Origin of the sequence: Streptomyces sp. NPDC001933 (assembly GCF_042890955.1) — a bacterium.
In the GTDB taxonomy this organism is placed as follows: domain Bacteria; phylum Actinomycetota; class Actinomycetes; order Streptomycetales; family Streptomycetaceae; genus Streptomyces.
In genome coordinates, this window is sequence record NZ_JBIASS010000024.1 from 66,169 (window position 1) to 81,920 (window position 15,752).

12 protein-coding genes are annotated in these 15,752 nt (G+C 71.1%); 9 read left to right on the plus strand and 3 right to left on the minus strand.

Annotated elements, in window-relative coordinates; genetic code table 11:
• Window positions 1-214: 214 nt before the first annotated feature.
• Both ACFYY7_RS37810 and ACFYY7_RS37815 read left to right on the plus strand, forming a co-directional pair.
• Complete coding sequence (locus tag ACFYY7_RS37810; RefSeq protein WP_388668556.1) at window positions 215-601, plus strand: hypothetical protein; 387 nt, start codon at window positions 215-217, stop codon at window positions 599-601.
• 150 nt (window positions 602-751) lie between these two features.
• A complete protein-coding gene (locus ACFYY7_RS37815) occupies window positions 752-1,153 on the plus strand; it encodes a hypothetical protein (protein ID WP_388668559.1) in 402 nt (133 codons plus the stop codon).
• A 108-nt stretch (window positions 1,154-1,261) separates the two neighbouring features.
• On the opposite strand, the gene ACFYY7_RS37820 is transcribed toward ACFYY7_RS37815, so the two are convergent.
• Window positions 1,262-3,952, minus strand: coding sequence for a BTAD domain-containing putative transcriptional regulator (locus ACFYY7_RS37820; protein WP_388668563.1), 2,691 nt, complete (start codon window positions 3,950-3,952; stop codon window positions 1,262-1,264).
• Window positions 3,953-4,554: 602 nt separating this feature from the next.
• Between ACFYY7_RS37820 and ACFYY7_RS37825 the strand changes: the two genes are divergently transcribed.
• Both ACFYY7_RS37825 and ACFYY7_RS37830 read left to right on the plus strand, forming a co-directional pair.
• On the plus strand, window positions 4,555-5,913 hold the full coding sequence (locus tag ACFYY7_RS37825) for a helix-turn-helix domain-containing protein (RefSeq protein ID WP_388668566.1): 1,359 nt from the start codon (window positions 4,555-4,557) through the stop codon (window positions 5,911-5,913).
• Window positions 5,914-5,969: 56 nt separating this feature from the next.
• Window positions 5,970-6,896: an ornithine carbamoyltransferase gene (locus ACFYY7_RS37830; RefSeq protein WP_388668569.1), complete on the plus strand. Its 927-nt coding sequence runs from the start codon at window positions 5,970-5,972 to the stop codon at window positions 6,894-6,896.
• Window positions 6,897-7,119: 223 nt separating this feature from the next.
• On the opposite strand, the gene ACFYY7_RS37835 is transcribed toward ACFYY7_RS37830, so the two are convergent.
• Window positions 7,120-7,332 (minus strand): MbtH family protein, encoded by a 213-nt coding sequence (locus tag ACFYY7_RS37835; protein ID WP_388668572.1) that lies wholly within the window; start codon window positions 7,330-7,332, stop codon window positions 7,120-7,122.
• 141 nt (window positions 7,333-7,473) lie between these two features.
• Window positions 7,474-7,755 carry a hypothetical protein gene (locus ACFYY7_RS37840; RefSeq protein WP_388668575.1) on the minus strand — a complete coding sequence of 94 codons (282 nt, stop codon included), beginning with the start codon at window positions 7,753-7,755 and terminating at the stop codon, window positions 7,474-7,476.
• Between the two features lie 288 nt (window positions 7,756-8,043).
• Between ACFYY7_RS37840 and ACFYY7_RS37845 the strand changes: the two genes are divergently transcribed.
• The 5 genes from ACFYY7_RS37845 to ACFYY7_RS37865 form a co-directional block, all read left to right on the plus strand.
• On the plus strand, window positions 8,044-8,496 hold the full coding sequence (locus ACFYY7_RS37845) for a cobalamin B12-binding domain-containing protein (protein ID WP_266735462.1): 453 nt from the start codon (window positions 8,044-8,046) through the stop codon (window positions 8,494-8,496).
• Complete coding sequence (locus ACFYY7_RS37850) at window positions 8,493-9,899, plus strand: methylaspartate mutase (RefSeq protein ID WP_388668578.1); 1,407 nt, start codon at window positions 8,493-8,495, stop codon at window positions 9,897-9,899. The genes ACFYY7_RS37845 and ACFYY7_RS37850 overlap by 4 nt, the downstream gene beginning before the upstream one ends.
• The gene (locus ACFYY7_RS37855; RefSeq protein ID WP_351265512.1) at window positions 9,896-10,912 is read left to right on the plus strand and encodes an asparagine synthetase A; all 1,017 of its coding nucleotides are present in this window, start codon (window positions 9,896-9,898) and stop codon (window positions 10,910-10,912) included. The genes ACFYY7_RS37850 and ACFYY7_RS37855 overlap by 4 nt, the downstream gene beginning before the upstream one ends.
• Complete coding sequence (locus tag ACFYY7_RS37860) at window positions 10,909-12,177, plus strand: glutamate synthase-related protein (protein WP_388668581.1); 1,269 nt, start codon at window positions 10,909-10,911, stop codon at window positions 12,175-12,177. The genes ACFYY7_RS37855 and ACFYY7_RS37860 overlap by 4 nt, the downstream gene beginning before the upstream one ends.
• Before the next feature lie 131 nt (window positions 12,178-12,308).
• Window positions 12,309-15,752 (plus strand): amino acid adenylation domain-containing protein (locus ACFYY7_RS37865; RefSeq protein WP_388668584.1); only part of this gene is annotated, 3,444 nt, incomplete at its 3' end.

The window sequence follows — 15,752 nt, forward strand, 5'->3', positions numbered from 1 at the left end:
GGTTGCCACGCCTCAATCCCCCAGGATGTCGCGTCCTTTGCGGATCACCACGGATCCCTGTCTGAATCGAACGGGGTCATCATGCGGCGGACGATTACCGCCGCGTTCCCTTCGCGAACGCGGGAACGGGAAGAAAGCGGGAACGGATCGGGAGGGAACCGGGAGCCGGGAAGGCAAGGGTCCTTCTGTAGTTGTCTGCAGAAGGAGTACTCACGTGAAGGACCCCAGGGATCGTTCGCCCGACGGGACGGAACTGCGTCAGGCCCTCCAGGACCTGTCCGCCGTGGAACGGTGGGCCGAGCGTGTGGCGTCCGGTGTCCAGTCCCATCCGTACACCGCGCCGGAGTCCTGGGAGGGGCCCCAGCTCAGCGTCGAGACCAGAACCGAGAACGGCATGCACACGGTGGCCGGGATCGTCACGTGGCCGCCCGGGGACGGTGCCCCTGCGGCGGTCCTCGACGAGACGGAGCGCGCGGTGCTCCGCTCCCTGGTGAGATCGCTGCTCGACCTGGCCGGCCACGAGTCGGGAACGGCCCGTACGCGCGTGGTCCTCACCCCGCTCGGCCCCCGCGTCGCCGCCTGCCAGCTCGACGCGGAATAGCGGAGCGGGCGGCTTCCGGTCCCGTTCCCGCGGCAGTTCCCGGAGGCGGTATCGGGGCAGGAACGGACCGGGAACGCCGATCAGCAACATCAGTGGTGTCGGGAAGCGGAACACCGCAGAACCTTACAAACACCACTTAGGGGCGGGACAATGGGACGCAAGCTTGCTGGAATCTTCGGGATCGTCGCCGCGACGCTGGCCTTCGGTATCGGCACGGCGGTCGAGGCGGGGCAGGCGCACGACGCCCGGAGCATTCAGCAGGTTCTCGCGGACGACAAGGGCCCGACGATCATCGGCACGACGGGCACCGACGACGACAAGGGCCCGACCATCGGCGGTACCCACGTGCTCGCCGACGACAAGGGCCCGACGGTCATCGCTCGGACGATCACGGACGACAAGGGTCCGACGGTCATCGGGACCACGGGTACCGACGACGACAAGGGTCCGACGGTCATCGGGACCACGGGTACCGACGACGACAAGGGTCCGACGGTCATCGGGACCACCGGCACCGACGACGACAAGGGTCCGACGTCCCCCGTCATGTGAGCCCACCGCCTCGACACGCGAGCCCCGCACCGGACCACGGTGCGGGGCTCGTCGCTGTCCGTCCCGGAGTACGGCGACGGCGCCGCCCGCGGCGACGGCGGCCGGTCGTCAGCTGCGCCGGCGGTCAGACGGAACGCCCATCCCGTCGAAGAGCTGCTCGGCCTCCGCCCGATACCGGGCCGAATCCGGCGTGTCGCCGAGGGCGTCGGCCATGCCCGCCAGGGCGTAGGCCCGCTCGATGCGGTAGCTGAGGGACGAGGCGAGCTCATGGGCATGGGTGTGCAGCGCGAGCGCCGCCGCCGTGTCGCCCTGCCGCCGGCGCAGCCGGCCCACGATGTTCTCCACCTTGGCCCGGCGCAGCGGCGAGGGATTGGTCCGCATCATGTCGAGGGCGAGCTCGGCCTGGTCAGGGACGCGCGGCGCCATGCCCAGCCGGTTCTCCACATCGGCGGACAGCGCCAGGGTCAGGGCGAGGTTCACCTCGTTGCCGGCGTCCCCGTACAGTGCGCGGGCCTCCGCCAGACAGCGGTCGGCCTCCTCGTACGCGCCCAGGCCGACATGGGCGAAGGCGAGGTCGGTGATGGCGCCGGGAAGACCCTCGTGCTGCCCCAGCTCCCGGCTCAGTTCGGCCGACCGCCGGGCCGCGTCCTGCGCCTCCTCGTACCGTCCCCACTGTTCGTAGAGAGTGCTGAGCATGGTCAGGCTCTCGGCCTCCGCGCGCGGCATGTCCAGGTCGCGTTCGTGCGCGATCGCCGTCTCCATGTGGCCCAGGGCCGCGGAGAAGTCGCCGAGCAGGCTGTTGAACTGGCCGAGGATGCTCTCGCTGTGCGCCTGGGTGTGCAGATCGCCGAGCCGGACCGCGACGTCCCGGCTCTTCCGGGCGGCTTCGAGCCCCTCGGAGAGGCGGCCCAGTTTCCAGCAGGCGACGCCCAGGTTGGACAGGCTCACCCCCAGCAGTGCCAGGTCCTGGAGCCGGCCGGCGGCGGCGACCGCGACCCGGCTCAGCTCGCCGAACTCCTCCAGCAGCCCCAGGTCGTTGAGCTGGAAGACGAGATTGCGGGCCAGGCACACCACATAGCGGTCGTGCCCCCGGCGCTCGGCGAGCGTGACCGCCGCGAGGAGCGAGTTCTGCTCGCGCAGGAACCACTTCCGCGCCGTCTCGGGGGTGCCGAGATCGGGCAGTTCGGCTTTGGAGGGCTCGATGCCGGTACTGCGCCGGCGCCGCCCGGAATAGAGGAGATCGCACGCCACCTCGGTGGCGGTCAGGTAGTAGCCCAGCAACCGTTCCACCGCCGCGGAGTCCTCGGGGGACTCGACGAGCAGGCTGTGCGCGAAGCTGCGGACCAGGTCGTGGAAGGTGTAGAGGCCGATCTCCGGCTGCTGCACGAGATGCACGTCGAGCAGCATCTCCAGCAGGTCCTCCGCGTCCCGGGCGCCCGAGCCGAGCAGCGCACCGGCGGCGTGGATGTCCATGTCGCTGCCCGGGTGCAGGGCCAGCGTCGAGAACGCGTTCCGGCACTCCTCGTCCAGGGCCTGGTAGGACAGGCGCAGGGTGGCGGAGACACTGCGGGCGCCCGAGCTGAGCTCGTCGAGCCGCCGGGTCTCGTCGCGCAGCCGCTCCGCCAGGTACTGCAGGGTCCAGCGCGGGCGGTTGCGCAGCCGGGCGGTGGCGATCCGCAGGGCGAGGGGCAGATGGCCGCAGAGCCGGGCGATCTCCGCGGCGGCCTCGGGCTCGGCGGCGACGCGCTGGGCACCGAGCGTCTCGGCCACCAGCATCGCACTGTCCTCGGGCGGCATCACCCCGATGGAGATCCACCGGGCGCCGTCCAGATCGACCAGCCGGGCCCGGCTGGTGACCATGACGAGGCTGCCGGGCGAGACGGGCAGCAACGGGCGGATGGCGGCGGCGTCGGCCGCGTTGTCGAAGAGGATCAGCAGCCGCTTGCCGACCAGGGTGGCACGCCACAGCGCGGTGCGGGCGGGAACGTCGTCGGGGATGAGGTTGCCCGGGACACCGACGGCACGCAGCAGGCTGTCCAGCGCGATGCCCGCGGTCACCGGCTGGTCGCCCGGCGTGTGTCCGCGCAGATCGATGTGGAGCTGACCGTCCGGGTACTCGGGTGCCAGCCGGTGCGCGGCGCGCACCGCGAGCGAGGTCTTGCCGCAGCCGCCCATGCCGTCGATGGCCACGATCTGGGGGCCCTGCTCGCCGCCGGCCTCGGCACCACGCAGGATTTCGGCCAGCTCCCGGTCCCGTCCGGTGAAGTCCGCGAGGTCGTACGGGAGGGTGCTGGGGGGTTCCGCGGGCAGCGCCACGGCCACCACGGGGGCGGCGGCCGGCTCGGGGCCGGCCAGTTCGGGGCTCTCCCGCAGGATTCCCTCGTACAGCTTGGTGAGGTTGGGGCCGGGGTCGATGCCGAGTTCCTCGGCGAGGAGTTCGCGTACCTTGCCGTACTCGTCCAGGGCCTCGGCCTGCCGCCCGGACCGGTACAGGGCGATCATCAACTGGCCGCGCAGGGACTCGCGCAGGGGATGCTGCTGGACCAGTTCCCTTAGTTCGACGACGAGTTCGGTGGACTCTCCGAGCGCGAGATGGAGATCGAAGAGCTGCTCCGCCGCGGTCAGCCGGCGTTCCTCGATGGAGGTCGACGCCGCCTCGATGACCGGGCCGCCGCTGCCCGACAGAACGGGGCCCCGCCAGAGGGCCAGGGCGCCGCGCAATATCTCCGCGGCCTCGGCCGTACGGCCGTCGGACGCCGCGAGCTTCGCTTTGCGTATCAGCAGGCCAAATTCGGCCACATCGATTTCACATTGTTCATGGGCGACGCGATACCCGGGGCCGTCGGTGAGGAGAACGTCGGCGCCCCCGGGTATCCGTCTTCGGAGATCCGCGACTGCCTTGCGCACTTGGTGCGGAGCCGTCGTGGGAGGTTCCTCGTCCCAGGCCGCCTCGACCAGACGGGATACCGGAAGCACTTTTCCGGGCTCCAGAAGCAGTGTGGCCAGAACTCGCTCCTGTATGACTCCGCCGAGTCGGAGCCGAGTCCCGTTGGACCAACCCTCAATCGGGCCAAGAATGTTGAAGCGCAGCCGAAACTCTTCCGTAGATGACACGCATCCTCCCCCTCAGTTCCTGCGCACCCGCAGCGCTTCCCCAGCGCGAGGCGATCGTAGTCCCTGCCACGAGGAACTCGCGGTACCGCACCGGGAAGATTTCGGGAATGGCTCGATGAAAGCTGTTCATCGACGGCAGGCCTTCGCTGCCACGGAGAGTGCGGAGCGTACGGAGCGTGAGCGGAACGAGAAGGATCCTTCACCGCGCCGCGTGTTCCGGACAGTCCTGGGCGGCCGGGTAACCGGCCATTGCGTTTTCTATGCATGTGGAGACCGAGGAGACAATGATGAATTCCCAGCCCTCAGCCGGGCTCGACGTTCTGCTGCAGAATGCGCGCAGGCGGGCGGGACTCACCCAGGAACAGCTCGCCGGCCTTTCCACCGTGAGCGTACGGGCCATTCGCGATCTGGAACTCGGGCGGGTCCAGCACCCGCGCAGGGAAACGCTGAAGCTCCTCGCCAATGCCATGCGGCTGAGCGACGCGCGACGTGTCGAGCTCGAACTCGCCGTCGACGCGAAGGCGGTGGGACGCGTCTTCCAGGACATCTATGGAGTCGGCATGGCCACGCCGCCCCCTCCGCTGCGCCCGCTGATCGGGCGGCGCCCGGAACTGGAGGCGCTGACGGCCCGGTTGCGCACGGATCACGAGCGGCTGCTGACCCTCGTGGGGCTGCCGGGAACGGGAAAGACACGGCTCGCCCAGGAAGCCGCCTCGGTGATCCACGCCCGGGACCGGATTCCGGTGCTGTGGGTATCCCTGGACGACACGGCGGAGACCACTGGGGCCGCTCCCAACACCCCGCAGTCGACCGTCACCGGATGGGTGCGCGCACTTGTCCGCGACGGCGAGGAATTCGAGGAACTGGCCGCGCTCATAGGGTCCAAGGCCACCTTGATCGTCCTGGACGGCTACGATGCGTCACCCTCTGTCACCCCTCGGCTGCTCAGTCTGCTGCGGGTCTGCGAGCGCCTGAAAATACTCACCACCACCGACCGGCCGGTCCAGCTGCCCGGCGGACGACTGCTGCCGCTGGCCCCGCTCCCGGTGCCGACCGCCGCCGATCTCGCCGAGGCGGTGGGCGGCTCCCTCGTAGCGGACCGCCATGCCGTGGAGCTGACGCTCTCCCATGTCAGCTACATGCGGCCCGACTTCCTCCCCACCGACTCCGTCGTCACCACCGTGGCCCACATCTGCCGGGCCTTGGACGGCATGCCGCAGGCGCTGGAAGCCGCGGCCTCCTGGCTGCTGCTGTACTCCCCGCAGCAACTCCTGGACATCGCCCGCACCTCACCGCTGGTCCTGCTCGACGGCGTCACCCCGGCCGATCCCGCCGCGGGCCCCACTCTGGGCGAGCGGCTCACCGCCGCCGTGACCGGGCTCGACCCGAAGGCCGCCGAGCTGCTGCGCACACTGGCGACGCTCGACGACCCGTGGACGGTGGACGGTGCCGCGCGAGCCTCTGGCACCTCGCTGGCCGAAGCCGCCCGGGATGTGCACGCCCTGCTGGTCCGCGGCCTGATCCGCCGGCTCCCCACGACGGCGGGCGACCCGGTCGGCTTCACCGTGCTCAACCTGGTCCGCGCGGTGATCGACGCGGACCGGGAGACGGCGTCCGCCGCTCTCGCCGCCGCCCTGAGCGACTGAGGACCACCACCCCTCGCACCCTCCCTGTTCCCGCCCTCATGAAAGGCACCGCACCCATGCGCAACCTGATCTCTCTCGCCGACCTCACGCCCGCCGAGCTGGACCACCTGGTCGGGCGCGCCGTCTCGTTCGGCCGGGACGGCATCGTGCCGAAGCCGCTGGCCGGACGACAGGTCGGTCTGTACTTCCGCAAGTCCTCGACCCGGACCCGGACGTCCTTCTGGACCGCGGCGACCCGTCTGGGCGCCGACGTGATCACCTTCGGCCCGAACGAACTCCAGCTCACCACCGGCGAGACGGTCGAGGACACCGCCCGGGTCCTCGGCCAGTACCTGGACGCCCTGGTCGTACGGACCAACGGTGACATGGAGGAGATCCGCCGGCTCGGCAGCAGCGCGAACCTGGCCGTCGTCAACGCCCTGAGCCTGGACGAGCACCCGACCCAGGCCATCGCCGATCTCGCCACACTGGCCGAGGAGTTCGGCTCGCTCGACGGTCTGCACCTGCTCGCCGTCGGCGAGGGCAACAGCTCGGGCGCCGCCCTCGCTCTGGCCGCCGCCCTCACACCCGGGCTGCGCCTCACCCTGTTGTGCCCCCGGGGGTACGAGGTGCCGAAGGAGACCCTGGACCTGGCGGCCGAACTCAGCGGCGGCAAGGCCCCGGTGAGCCAGGTCGTCACGGCCGACGAGGTCGAGGGCCCGGTGGACGCGGTGTACACCAGCCGGTGGCAGACCATGGGAGTGACGAAGGAGAACCCCGACTGGCTCAAGGACTTCGACGGCTTCCAGATCAACCGCGCGTTCCTGGACCGTTTCGCCGGCCCGCGCACCGTCTTCCTGCACGACCTGCCCGCGGTCCGGGGCGAGGAGGTCACCGACGAGGTGCTCGACGGCGCGTCGAGCCGGGCCTGGCGCCAGGCCCACCACAAGATGACGGCCGCCGCGGCGGTACTTGAATGGTGCGTGCGCGGCATCCAGAGCTGACCGACCGACGGGCCGGACCATGTCACACACGCCGCACGGCACCGCAGTGCCCCGCCCGGCTCCCGGCGGACATGGGATCACGGCCCATGTCCGCCGGGAGTTCTTCTGCCCGCCGCCGACCGCTCGCTGCCGGCCGCTCTCCTGCCGGTCATCGTGCGAAAGGGCGGGTGCGGGCGCGATTCGCGCCCGCACCCGCCCTTTCGGAACGGGAGAACCGGTGGGTTCAGCCACCCAGGGCCGCAACCACGGAACGCGGCCGCATGTCGGTCCAGTTCGCCTCGATGAATTCGCCGCATTCCTGCTTGCTTGCCTCGTCCTTCACCAGTTCCCAGCCCGCCGGCTGCTGGATCCGGGCCGGCCACAGCGAATACTGACCCTCTTCGTTGGCCAGCACTACATAGCGGCCCTGGGAGTCCTCGAACGGGTTGGTTGCCATGATTTCCACCTCGGTTGGACGAAGTTATTCGTGAAGTCTTCAGGTGTGCCTGAGTTTTTCGTCTGCATCAGAGACTAGGAGCCGCGGACCGGTGCGCCGGGCAGAAGCCCAGGCAGATCGGCGGCACCACGGACCGCGCGATCAGGCGGGCACCCGGGCCGTGCGATGCGCGTACGTGAGGGCCACCCCGGTCGCCACGGTGGCCGCGCGCACCGCGCCGAGCGCCTCGCGCACCAGCTCCGAACGCTCCACCGGCATCACCTCGACCCCCGGCTGGCCTGCGCGGACAATATTCACCGCGGCTTCGAGCACGGCGACCTGGGCCTCGCCGAGCGCCTCCCGCCGGTCGACCCGTTCCCGTACCTCCGCCAGCACGTCCGCGAGCACGTCCGCCGCACGGACGCTGTGGCCGCTCTCTGCCATGTCATGACTCCTCGGTCGTTCGCCGGCGGTGTGCGCGGTCTGCGCGGTGCGCGCGTTGTGCAACGGGCCGGGCGCTGAATTCTGCGGATGCAGTGCGGCCAGTCTCACGTCCCACCGTCCGCCCGGCACCGGGCAGTCGGTCAACTGCTCCTCTGCTGCCGCCCAGTTGCCGCCGCTCACGCCGGAAACGCCTCCGGAGCGAATCTACGGTTGTGGCCGAAAGGAAGTTCCGGGCCAGCTCGGACCTCTTTCTCCCCTTGTCATCCAATGATGTGGACGAAGCGAACAATGAAGCCTGCGGAATGGGCGGCTCGTCATCGATCCGGGCCGCTGGATGTTGTTGTCACCGGACTGCAATCCGATGCGCACACCTGGAATCTCATCTACATCCAACTGCTGCTCGAAGACCTCGGGCACAAGGTCGTCAATCTGGGTTCCTGCGTGCCCGAGGACGAGATCGTCGAGTCCTGCTGCAAGTTCCAGCCCGACCTCCTGGTCGTCAGCAGCGTCAACGGGCACGGCTTCAACGACGCCGAACCGCTGATCGGCGCGATCCGCTCGCGCTGGGAGCTGACCGGCCTGCCCGCGGTCATCGGCGGCAAGCTCGGCGTGTCCGGGGACGGGGAGGAAGAGGCCGACGCCCTGATGAGGGCCGGGTTCGACGCGGTCTTCCAGGACGGCGTCGACATCGCCGCCTTCGAGTCCTACGTCGATTCGCTGCCCAAGGAGGTGGAACGGTGACCGCGCCGGTCCAGGAGGCGCCCCCCGGGAGCCGCACCACCGTGCACCGGCGACCGCTCTCCTTCGGCCGCTTCGTCGCCGGGGCACAGGCCCGCGGCACCCTCGTGGTGCAGCCCCGCATGGGCTTCTCCGACCCCGCGCTGATGAGGGCCGGCCTGCTGGCCACCAAGGGGGCGGCCGACGCGGTCGTCGGCACCATGACCATCGACAGCTACACCCGCGTCAACGACGAGGCGTCCGCGGCCCGCGCCCTGAACGGCGGCGTCCCGCTCAACGGATTCCCCATCACCTCCTACAGCCCGCACACCTCGCGCTGGGTCCTCGACGGTGTCCGCGACGCAGGCTTCCCGGTGCAGATCCGGCACGGCTCGGCCCGCCCCCAGCGCATCGTCGCCGCGCTGGCACAACTGGGCCTGGACGCCACGGAGGGCGGCCCGGTCTCCTACTGCCTGCCCTACGGACGCACCCCGCTCCTGGACTCCGTACGCAACTGGCAGGAGAGCTGCGACTTCCTGGCCGGGCTGCGCGGCACCGGGGCGGAACCGCACCTGGAGACCTTCGGCGGCTGCATGCTCGGCCAGCTCTGCCCGCCCGGCCTGCTCGTCGCGATCAGCGCGCTGGAGGCGCTCTTCTTCCACCGGGCGGGGCTGCGCAGCATCTCGCTCAGCTACGCCCAGCAGACCAACGCGGACCAGGACCGCGACGCGATGCACGCCCTGCACCGGCTGGCCGGCGAGTTCCTGCCGGACACCGACTGGCACATCGTCCTCTACACCTACATGGGTCTCTATCCGCAGACCCGGCACGGCTCCCTGGACCTCCTGGAGCGCTCGGCCGAACTGGCCGTGGAGACCGGGGCGGCCCGGCTGATCGTGAAGACGGCGGCCGAGGCGCACCGCATCCCGACCGTCGCGGAGAACGTCGAGGCCCTGCGGGTCGCCGCGCGGGCCGCCGCCCGCCACCGCACGGCGACCGGCGCACACCCCCGAATCGCCCCCGATCCGTACACCGACCCGGCGGACAACGCCGTGTACGCCGAGGCCCGTGCCCTGGTCGACGCGGTGCTGAACCTCGACGACGACCTGGGCCAGGCACTGCTGAAGGCGTTCGCCCGCGGATACCTCGACGTCCCCTACTGCCTGCACCCCGACAACGCGGGCCGCACCCGGAGCCACATCGACGGGTCCGGCCGCCTCACCTGGTCCGAGATCGGGGCGATGCCCCTCGGGCCCGTCCGCGACCGCGGCCGGCGGCTCACCGCCGCCGGGCTGTTCGACGCCCTGTCGTTCGTACAGCGCCGCCACGACCGCGTCCTTCCCCAGCACGCTTCCCGCTCCCCGCTTCCCCCGGCGGCCCGTCGCCCGGCAGCCCATCGGCAGCACACCCAGGAGGTAGCACCATGACCAGCACGATCGCCGAGTCCGACGGCCGCGTCGCGCCCTCGTTCCCGTCCTCTCCCGACCAGCACCTGATCGCCGAGCCGACCCGCGCCACGCTGCGGGTGCAGAGCCGGATGCTCGCGGCGACCCGCGCCTTCCTGACCGCGCAGGGCTTCCAGGAGCTGCTGCCCCCGGTCATCGGACCGGTCACCGACCCGGGCATCCGGGGCTCCAAGCAGGTGGACGTCGACTTCTACGGCCACAAGTACAAGCTGATGACCAGCGCCATCCTCTACAAGCAGGCGTCGCTGCTGGCCTTCGACAAGATCTTCTACATCGCGCCCAACGTCCGCCTGGAACCGCTGGAGACGGCCGTCACGCACCGCCATCTCGCCGAGTTCCACCAGATCGACGTGGAGATCCGCGACGCCCGCCGCGAGGACGCGATGGAGCTCGCCGAGCGGCTCGTCGCCCATGTCGTCGACGAGGTCGTCCGCGAGATGCCCGCGGACCTGGAGCTCCTCGGCCGGGACCGGGACGCCTTCCGCGAGGTGGTCCGGGGGGCGTTCGACCGCACCACGCACAAGGAGGCCACCGCGGACCTGGTGGCGCTCGGCCACCCGCAGGACCCGGCCGCCGAGATCGACTGGGAGGGAGAGGAGATCCTCTCCGCGAAGACCAGCCGCCCGTTCTTCGTCGTCGACTACCCCAAGGGTTCGCGGGGCTTCTATGACCAGGAGGACGCCGACCGCCCCGGCATCCTCCGCAACTTCGACCTGATCGCCCCCGAGGGCTACGGCGAACTGGCCAGCGGCAGCGAACGCGAGCACGACTACGCGGCCCTGGTCACCCGGATGCGCGAGACCGGCGAGAACCCCGCCAAGTACGGCTGGTACCTCGACCTGGCCCGCCGCGGCATCCCCGCCAGCTCCGGCTTCGGCATCGGCCTGGAGCGCTTCACCCGGTACGTCACCGGCCGCACCGCCGCCTGGGAGGCCAGCGCCTACCCGAAGCTCCCCGGCGTGGTGTCCGCATGAGCACCGTACTGAGCGCCGCGGGCTTCCCCGAGGAACAGGTGCGGCACCGGGCCAGGGCCGGAGCAGCAGGGGCCTTCCCCGCGCTGGAGTCCTACGGCACCGGCCTGCTGGGCGCGGTCCCGGCCGGCCAGGACCCGTACGACCTGCTGGAGCGCGCCAGGATCGTGCCCCCGGTGTTCATGCCGGAGCGGCTGAAGAAGCTCATCGACCTGGCCCGCGAACCGCTGTACACGGACGTCGAACTGGACACACGGGTCGGCGGGTTCGCCTCCCGGCTGCCGCTCTACGTGTCCGCGTTCGGCTCGACGCAGGTCGCCAGCCACGACCTGGGCGAGGCGGCCGGACGGCAGGCCGGACAGCTCGGCATCCCGATGGTCATCGGGGAGAACGTGGTGCCGGTCAACGGCTTCCGCGCCGCCGCCGACTCCGGAGTTTCCCCGCTGCTCGGCCGGATCGCCGCCTACACGGGTGCCGCCGACGACGAGCACGGCGGCGTGGTGGTGCAGCAGTCCACCGAGGACGCCGACGCGGAGGTGTGGAACCTGGTCTACAGCGACCCTGTGTCCGAACCGCTGCTCGCCACCGGCCGGCTCGCCTTCGAGCTGAAGGTCGGCCAGGGCGCGAAGCCGGGGCTCGGCGGACTCACCGTCCTGGGCCGCGAGGCCAGCGGCAGGGTCGCCGAACAGTACGCCATGGACCCGGTGTTCGGCGCCGACAGCGACTCGGTGCTGCGGATCAGCAGCCCCGGCACCTTCACCGAGGAGATCCTGCGCCAGCAGATCCGGCTCATGCGGAACAACTTCCCCCGCGTGAAGGTGTGGGTGAAGCTGCACCCCGGCCGCGACGTGGCCCACGCCGCGGCCACCGCCTGGGCGGCCGGCGCGGACTCCGTCACCGTGGACGGCGCGGAGGGCGGCACCGCGTGGGCGCCGACCGCCTTCCTCGGCCAGGTGGGGCTCCCGCTCGGCGAGTGCCTCACCCGCATCGGCCGCACCGATCACTGCCTGCTCGCCAGCGGGCGGATCTGGGAAGGCAGCAGGGCCGCGAAGGCTCTGGCGCTCGGCGCCCGCGCCGTCGGCCTCGGCCGGGCCGCACTGCTCGCCGTGGACGAGGACGCCGAAGCCGGGCTGGTCCGGCTGGTCGAGTCCATCGCCCTGGAACTCCGGCTGCTGATCAGCTCCGTCGGCAAGTACCACGCGAACGCCCTGGAAGCGGACGACGTCCTGCTGCCGGACGCCGCCGCGACGGCCTCCCGTACCGGCTGACTCCCCATCCCACTTGCCCCACCGCTCCACTTCGCCCCATTCGCACCATCCGCACGTCATCCACCGTGGCTCCGTCGGTCTCCCGGCACGCCGCGAGACCACGAGATCCGAGCTACCAAGAAGGTGTCGAGATGTCCCAGCCGCAAGCAGATCCAGCTCTCTCCCTCGGCGTCGTCGTCCCCGCGCACGTCGCCGCGTACAACGACACGGCCGAGAACCTCCCCGAGGGTGCGCTGCACGCTCTCTTCGCCGCGCAGGCCGCCCGTACCCCGGAGGCCGTCGCCCTCGTCCGCGAGGACCGCAGCCTGAGCTACCGGGAGCTGGACGGCGCGGCCAACGCCCTCGCACACCGCCTCGTCGCCGAGGGCGTCCGGCCCGGCGACGCCGTCGGCCTCCTCTTCGACCGCTCGTTCGCCTACGTCATCACGGTCCTCGCCGTGCTGAAGAGCGGCGGCGTGTACGTACCCCTGGACCCCCGCCAGCCCGAGGACCGCCTCTCCTGGATCCTCTCCAACACCGGGGCCACCCTCCTGGTCACCGACCGCCCGGCCGGGGACACCGGCTTCGCGGGCGACCTGCCCGCCCTGCGGCTCGACGACACGAGCGCCACGGCCGGCACGGCCACCACCGGCCCCGACATCACGGTCCACCCGGACCAGCCGCTGTACATGATGTTCACCTCCGGCTCCAGCGGCACCCCCAAGGGCGTCGTCAACACCCACCGCAACGTCGTCGAACTGGCCCTGGACCCGGGCTTCGGCGCCACGGCCCACGAGCGGGTGCTCGCCTACTCGCCGCTGCCCTTCGACTCCTCGACCTACGAGCTGTGGGTGCCGCTGCTGCGCGGCGGACTGGCCGTCGTACTGCCCGCCCCGAAGATCGACATCGGTGAGCTCGCCGACGCCATCACCCGCTACCGGGCGACCGCCGCGTACTTCACCACCGCCCTCTTCGACGCCATGGCCAGCGAGGCGATCGACGCCCTGGGGCAGTTGCGCGAGATCTGGACCGGCGGCGACGTACTGTCCGCCACCGCCCTCCAACGGGCCCTCGACCACTGCCCGGACACCACGTTCGTGCACGTCTACGGTCCCACGGAGGCGACCGTCTTCTGCAGCTACCAGGCCTTCACCCCCGAGGCCCGCACCCTCGACCGGCTCCACCTCGGCATCCCGATGGCGAACACCGCCATGTACGTCCTGGACGCCGAACTGCGCCACACCGCCCCGGGCGAGACCGGCGAACTCTACGTCGCGGGACCGCACCTCGCCCAGGGCTACGGCCGGCTGCCCGCCCTGACCGCCGAGCGGTTCACCGCCGACCCCTACGGACCGGCCGGCACCCGCATGTACCGCACCGGCGACCTGGCCGCCTGGAACGAACACGGCGAGATCGTCTTCCTCGGCCGCGCCGACCAGCAGGTCAAGCTGCGCGGCAACCGCATCGAACTCGGCGAGATCGAGACCGTGCTCGTCCGCCACCCCTCCGTCGCCCAGGCCGCCGTCATCGTCCGCGAGGACCGGCCCGGCGACAAGCGCCTGGTCGCCTACGCCGTACCCGCCGAGGAAGGCGTCCTGGACGGGGCCGAACTCCTCCGGTACGCGGGCGAGCAGCTCGTCGAGTACATGGTGCCCTCCGCGGTCGTTCCGATGGGGACCCTGCCGCTGACCCCGAACGGCAAGCTGGACCGGCGCGCACTGCCCGCACCCCGGGCCGGCGCGGCAGCCGACGGCCGGGCCCCGCGCAACCCCGTCGAGGAGGTCCTCTGCGGCCTGTTCGCCCACTCCCTCGGCCTGCCGACGATCGGCATCGACGACGACTTCTTCACCGTCGGCGGCCACTCGCTGCTGGCGACCCGGCTGGTCAGCCGGGTACGCACCGTCCTCGACGTCCAGCTGACGCTGCGGCAGTTCTTCGACTACCCGACCGTCGCGCTGCTGGCCGAGTACGTCGCCACCGGCGGCGGCGAGTCCACCCGCCCGGCGCTGACCGCCCAGGAGCGCCCGGAGCCGATGCCGGTCTCGGCCGCCCAGCAACGCCTTTGGTTCCTCGACCAGTTGGAGGGGCCGTCGGCGACGTACAACATTCCGCTCGCCGTCCGGGTGCGCGGCGGACTGGACGTCGCCGCCCTGGAGTCCGCGTTCACCGATGTCGCGGGACGGCACGAGAGCCTGCGCACCGTGTTCGGGCAGACGGAAGGGCAGACCTACCAGCGGATCCTGCCCGCCGACAGCGTCCGGGTGGAGCTGCCGGTCACCCCGGCGACCGAGGACGACATCGCCGCACTGCTCACCGCCGAGTCCGAGGGGATCTTCGACCTGGCGGCCGATCTGCCGTTCCGCGCAAGGCTGTTCAGCCTCGGGGAGCGCAACCACGTACTCCTCGTGGTCATGCACCACATCGTCTCCGACGGCTGGTCCTACCAGCCGCTGATGCGCGACCTGAGCACCGCCTACGCGACCCGCGCACGCGGTGAGCGCCCGGCATGGGAGCCGCTGCCCGCCCAGTACGCCGACTACACCCTCTGGCACCGCGGCGTGCTCGGCGACCCGGCGGACCAGGAAAGCGTCGCTGCCCGCCAACTCGACTACTGGCGACGGACCTTGGCCGGCCTCCCGGAAGAGGCCACCCTGCCCACCGTCCGGCAGCGGCCGGCCGTCGCCTCCTACCGCGGCGCCACCCACACCGTGCACTGCCCCGAGGACGTCCACTCCTCGCTCGCGGAGCTGGCGCGCGAATCCGGCGCATCGGTGTTCATGGTGGCCCAGGCGGCGGTGTCGACGCTGCTGTCCCGTTCCGGCGCCGGGCACGACATCCCGCTCGGCTCACCGATCGCCGGCCGGACGGACCAGGCGCTCGACGACCTGGTGGGCTTCTTCGTCAACACCCTGGTACTTCGCACGGATCTGTCGGGTGACCCGAGCTTCCGTGAGCTGCTGACCCGGGTCCGGGAGACCGACCTCGCCGCCTGGAGCCACCAGGACCTGCCCTTCGACCGGCTGGTCGAGGCCCTCAACCCCGACCGTTCCGCCGCCCGGCACCCGCTGTTCCAGGTGATGCTGACACTCACCGACGCGGCCACACCGACGCTCGTCGCCGGGGACCTGGACACCGAGTCGGAGTTCACCTGGCTGCGGTTCGCCAAGTTCGACCTGACGTTCTCCTTCGCGGAGCGTCGTTCGGTGGATGGGCGGCCTGGTGGGTTGGACATCACGATCGAGTATGCGACGGATCTGTATGACGCGCGTTCGGTGGAGTTGGCGGGTGAGCGTCTGGTGCGGTTGTTGGGTGCTGCGGCTTCGGCGCCGGATGTGCCGGTGGGTGAGCTGGAGTTGTTGTCGGCGGGTGAGCGTGGGTTGTTGTTGGGGGAGTGGGCCGGTGCGGTCACTGGTGGTCCGGGTGTGGGTCTTGGGGAGTTGTTCGGGGCGCAGGTGGTGCGGACGCCGGATGCGGTTGCGGTGGTGGGTGAGGGGTGTGAGCTCTCGTATCGGGAGTTGGACGGGCTGGCCAATGGGGTGGCGCGTCGGCTGATTGCTGAGGGGGTGCGGCCGGGCAGCCGGGTGGCGTTGTTCCAG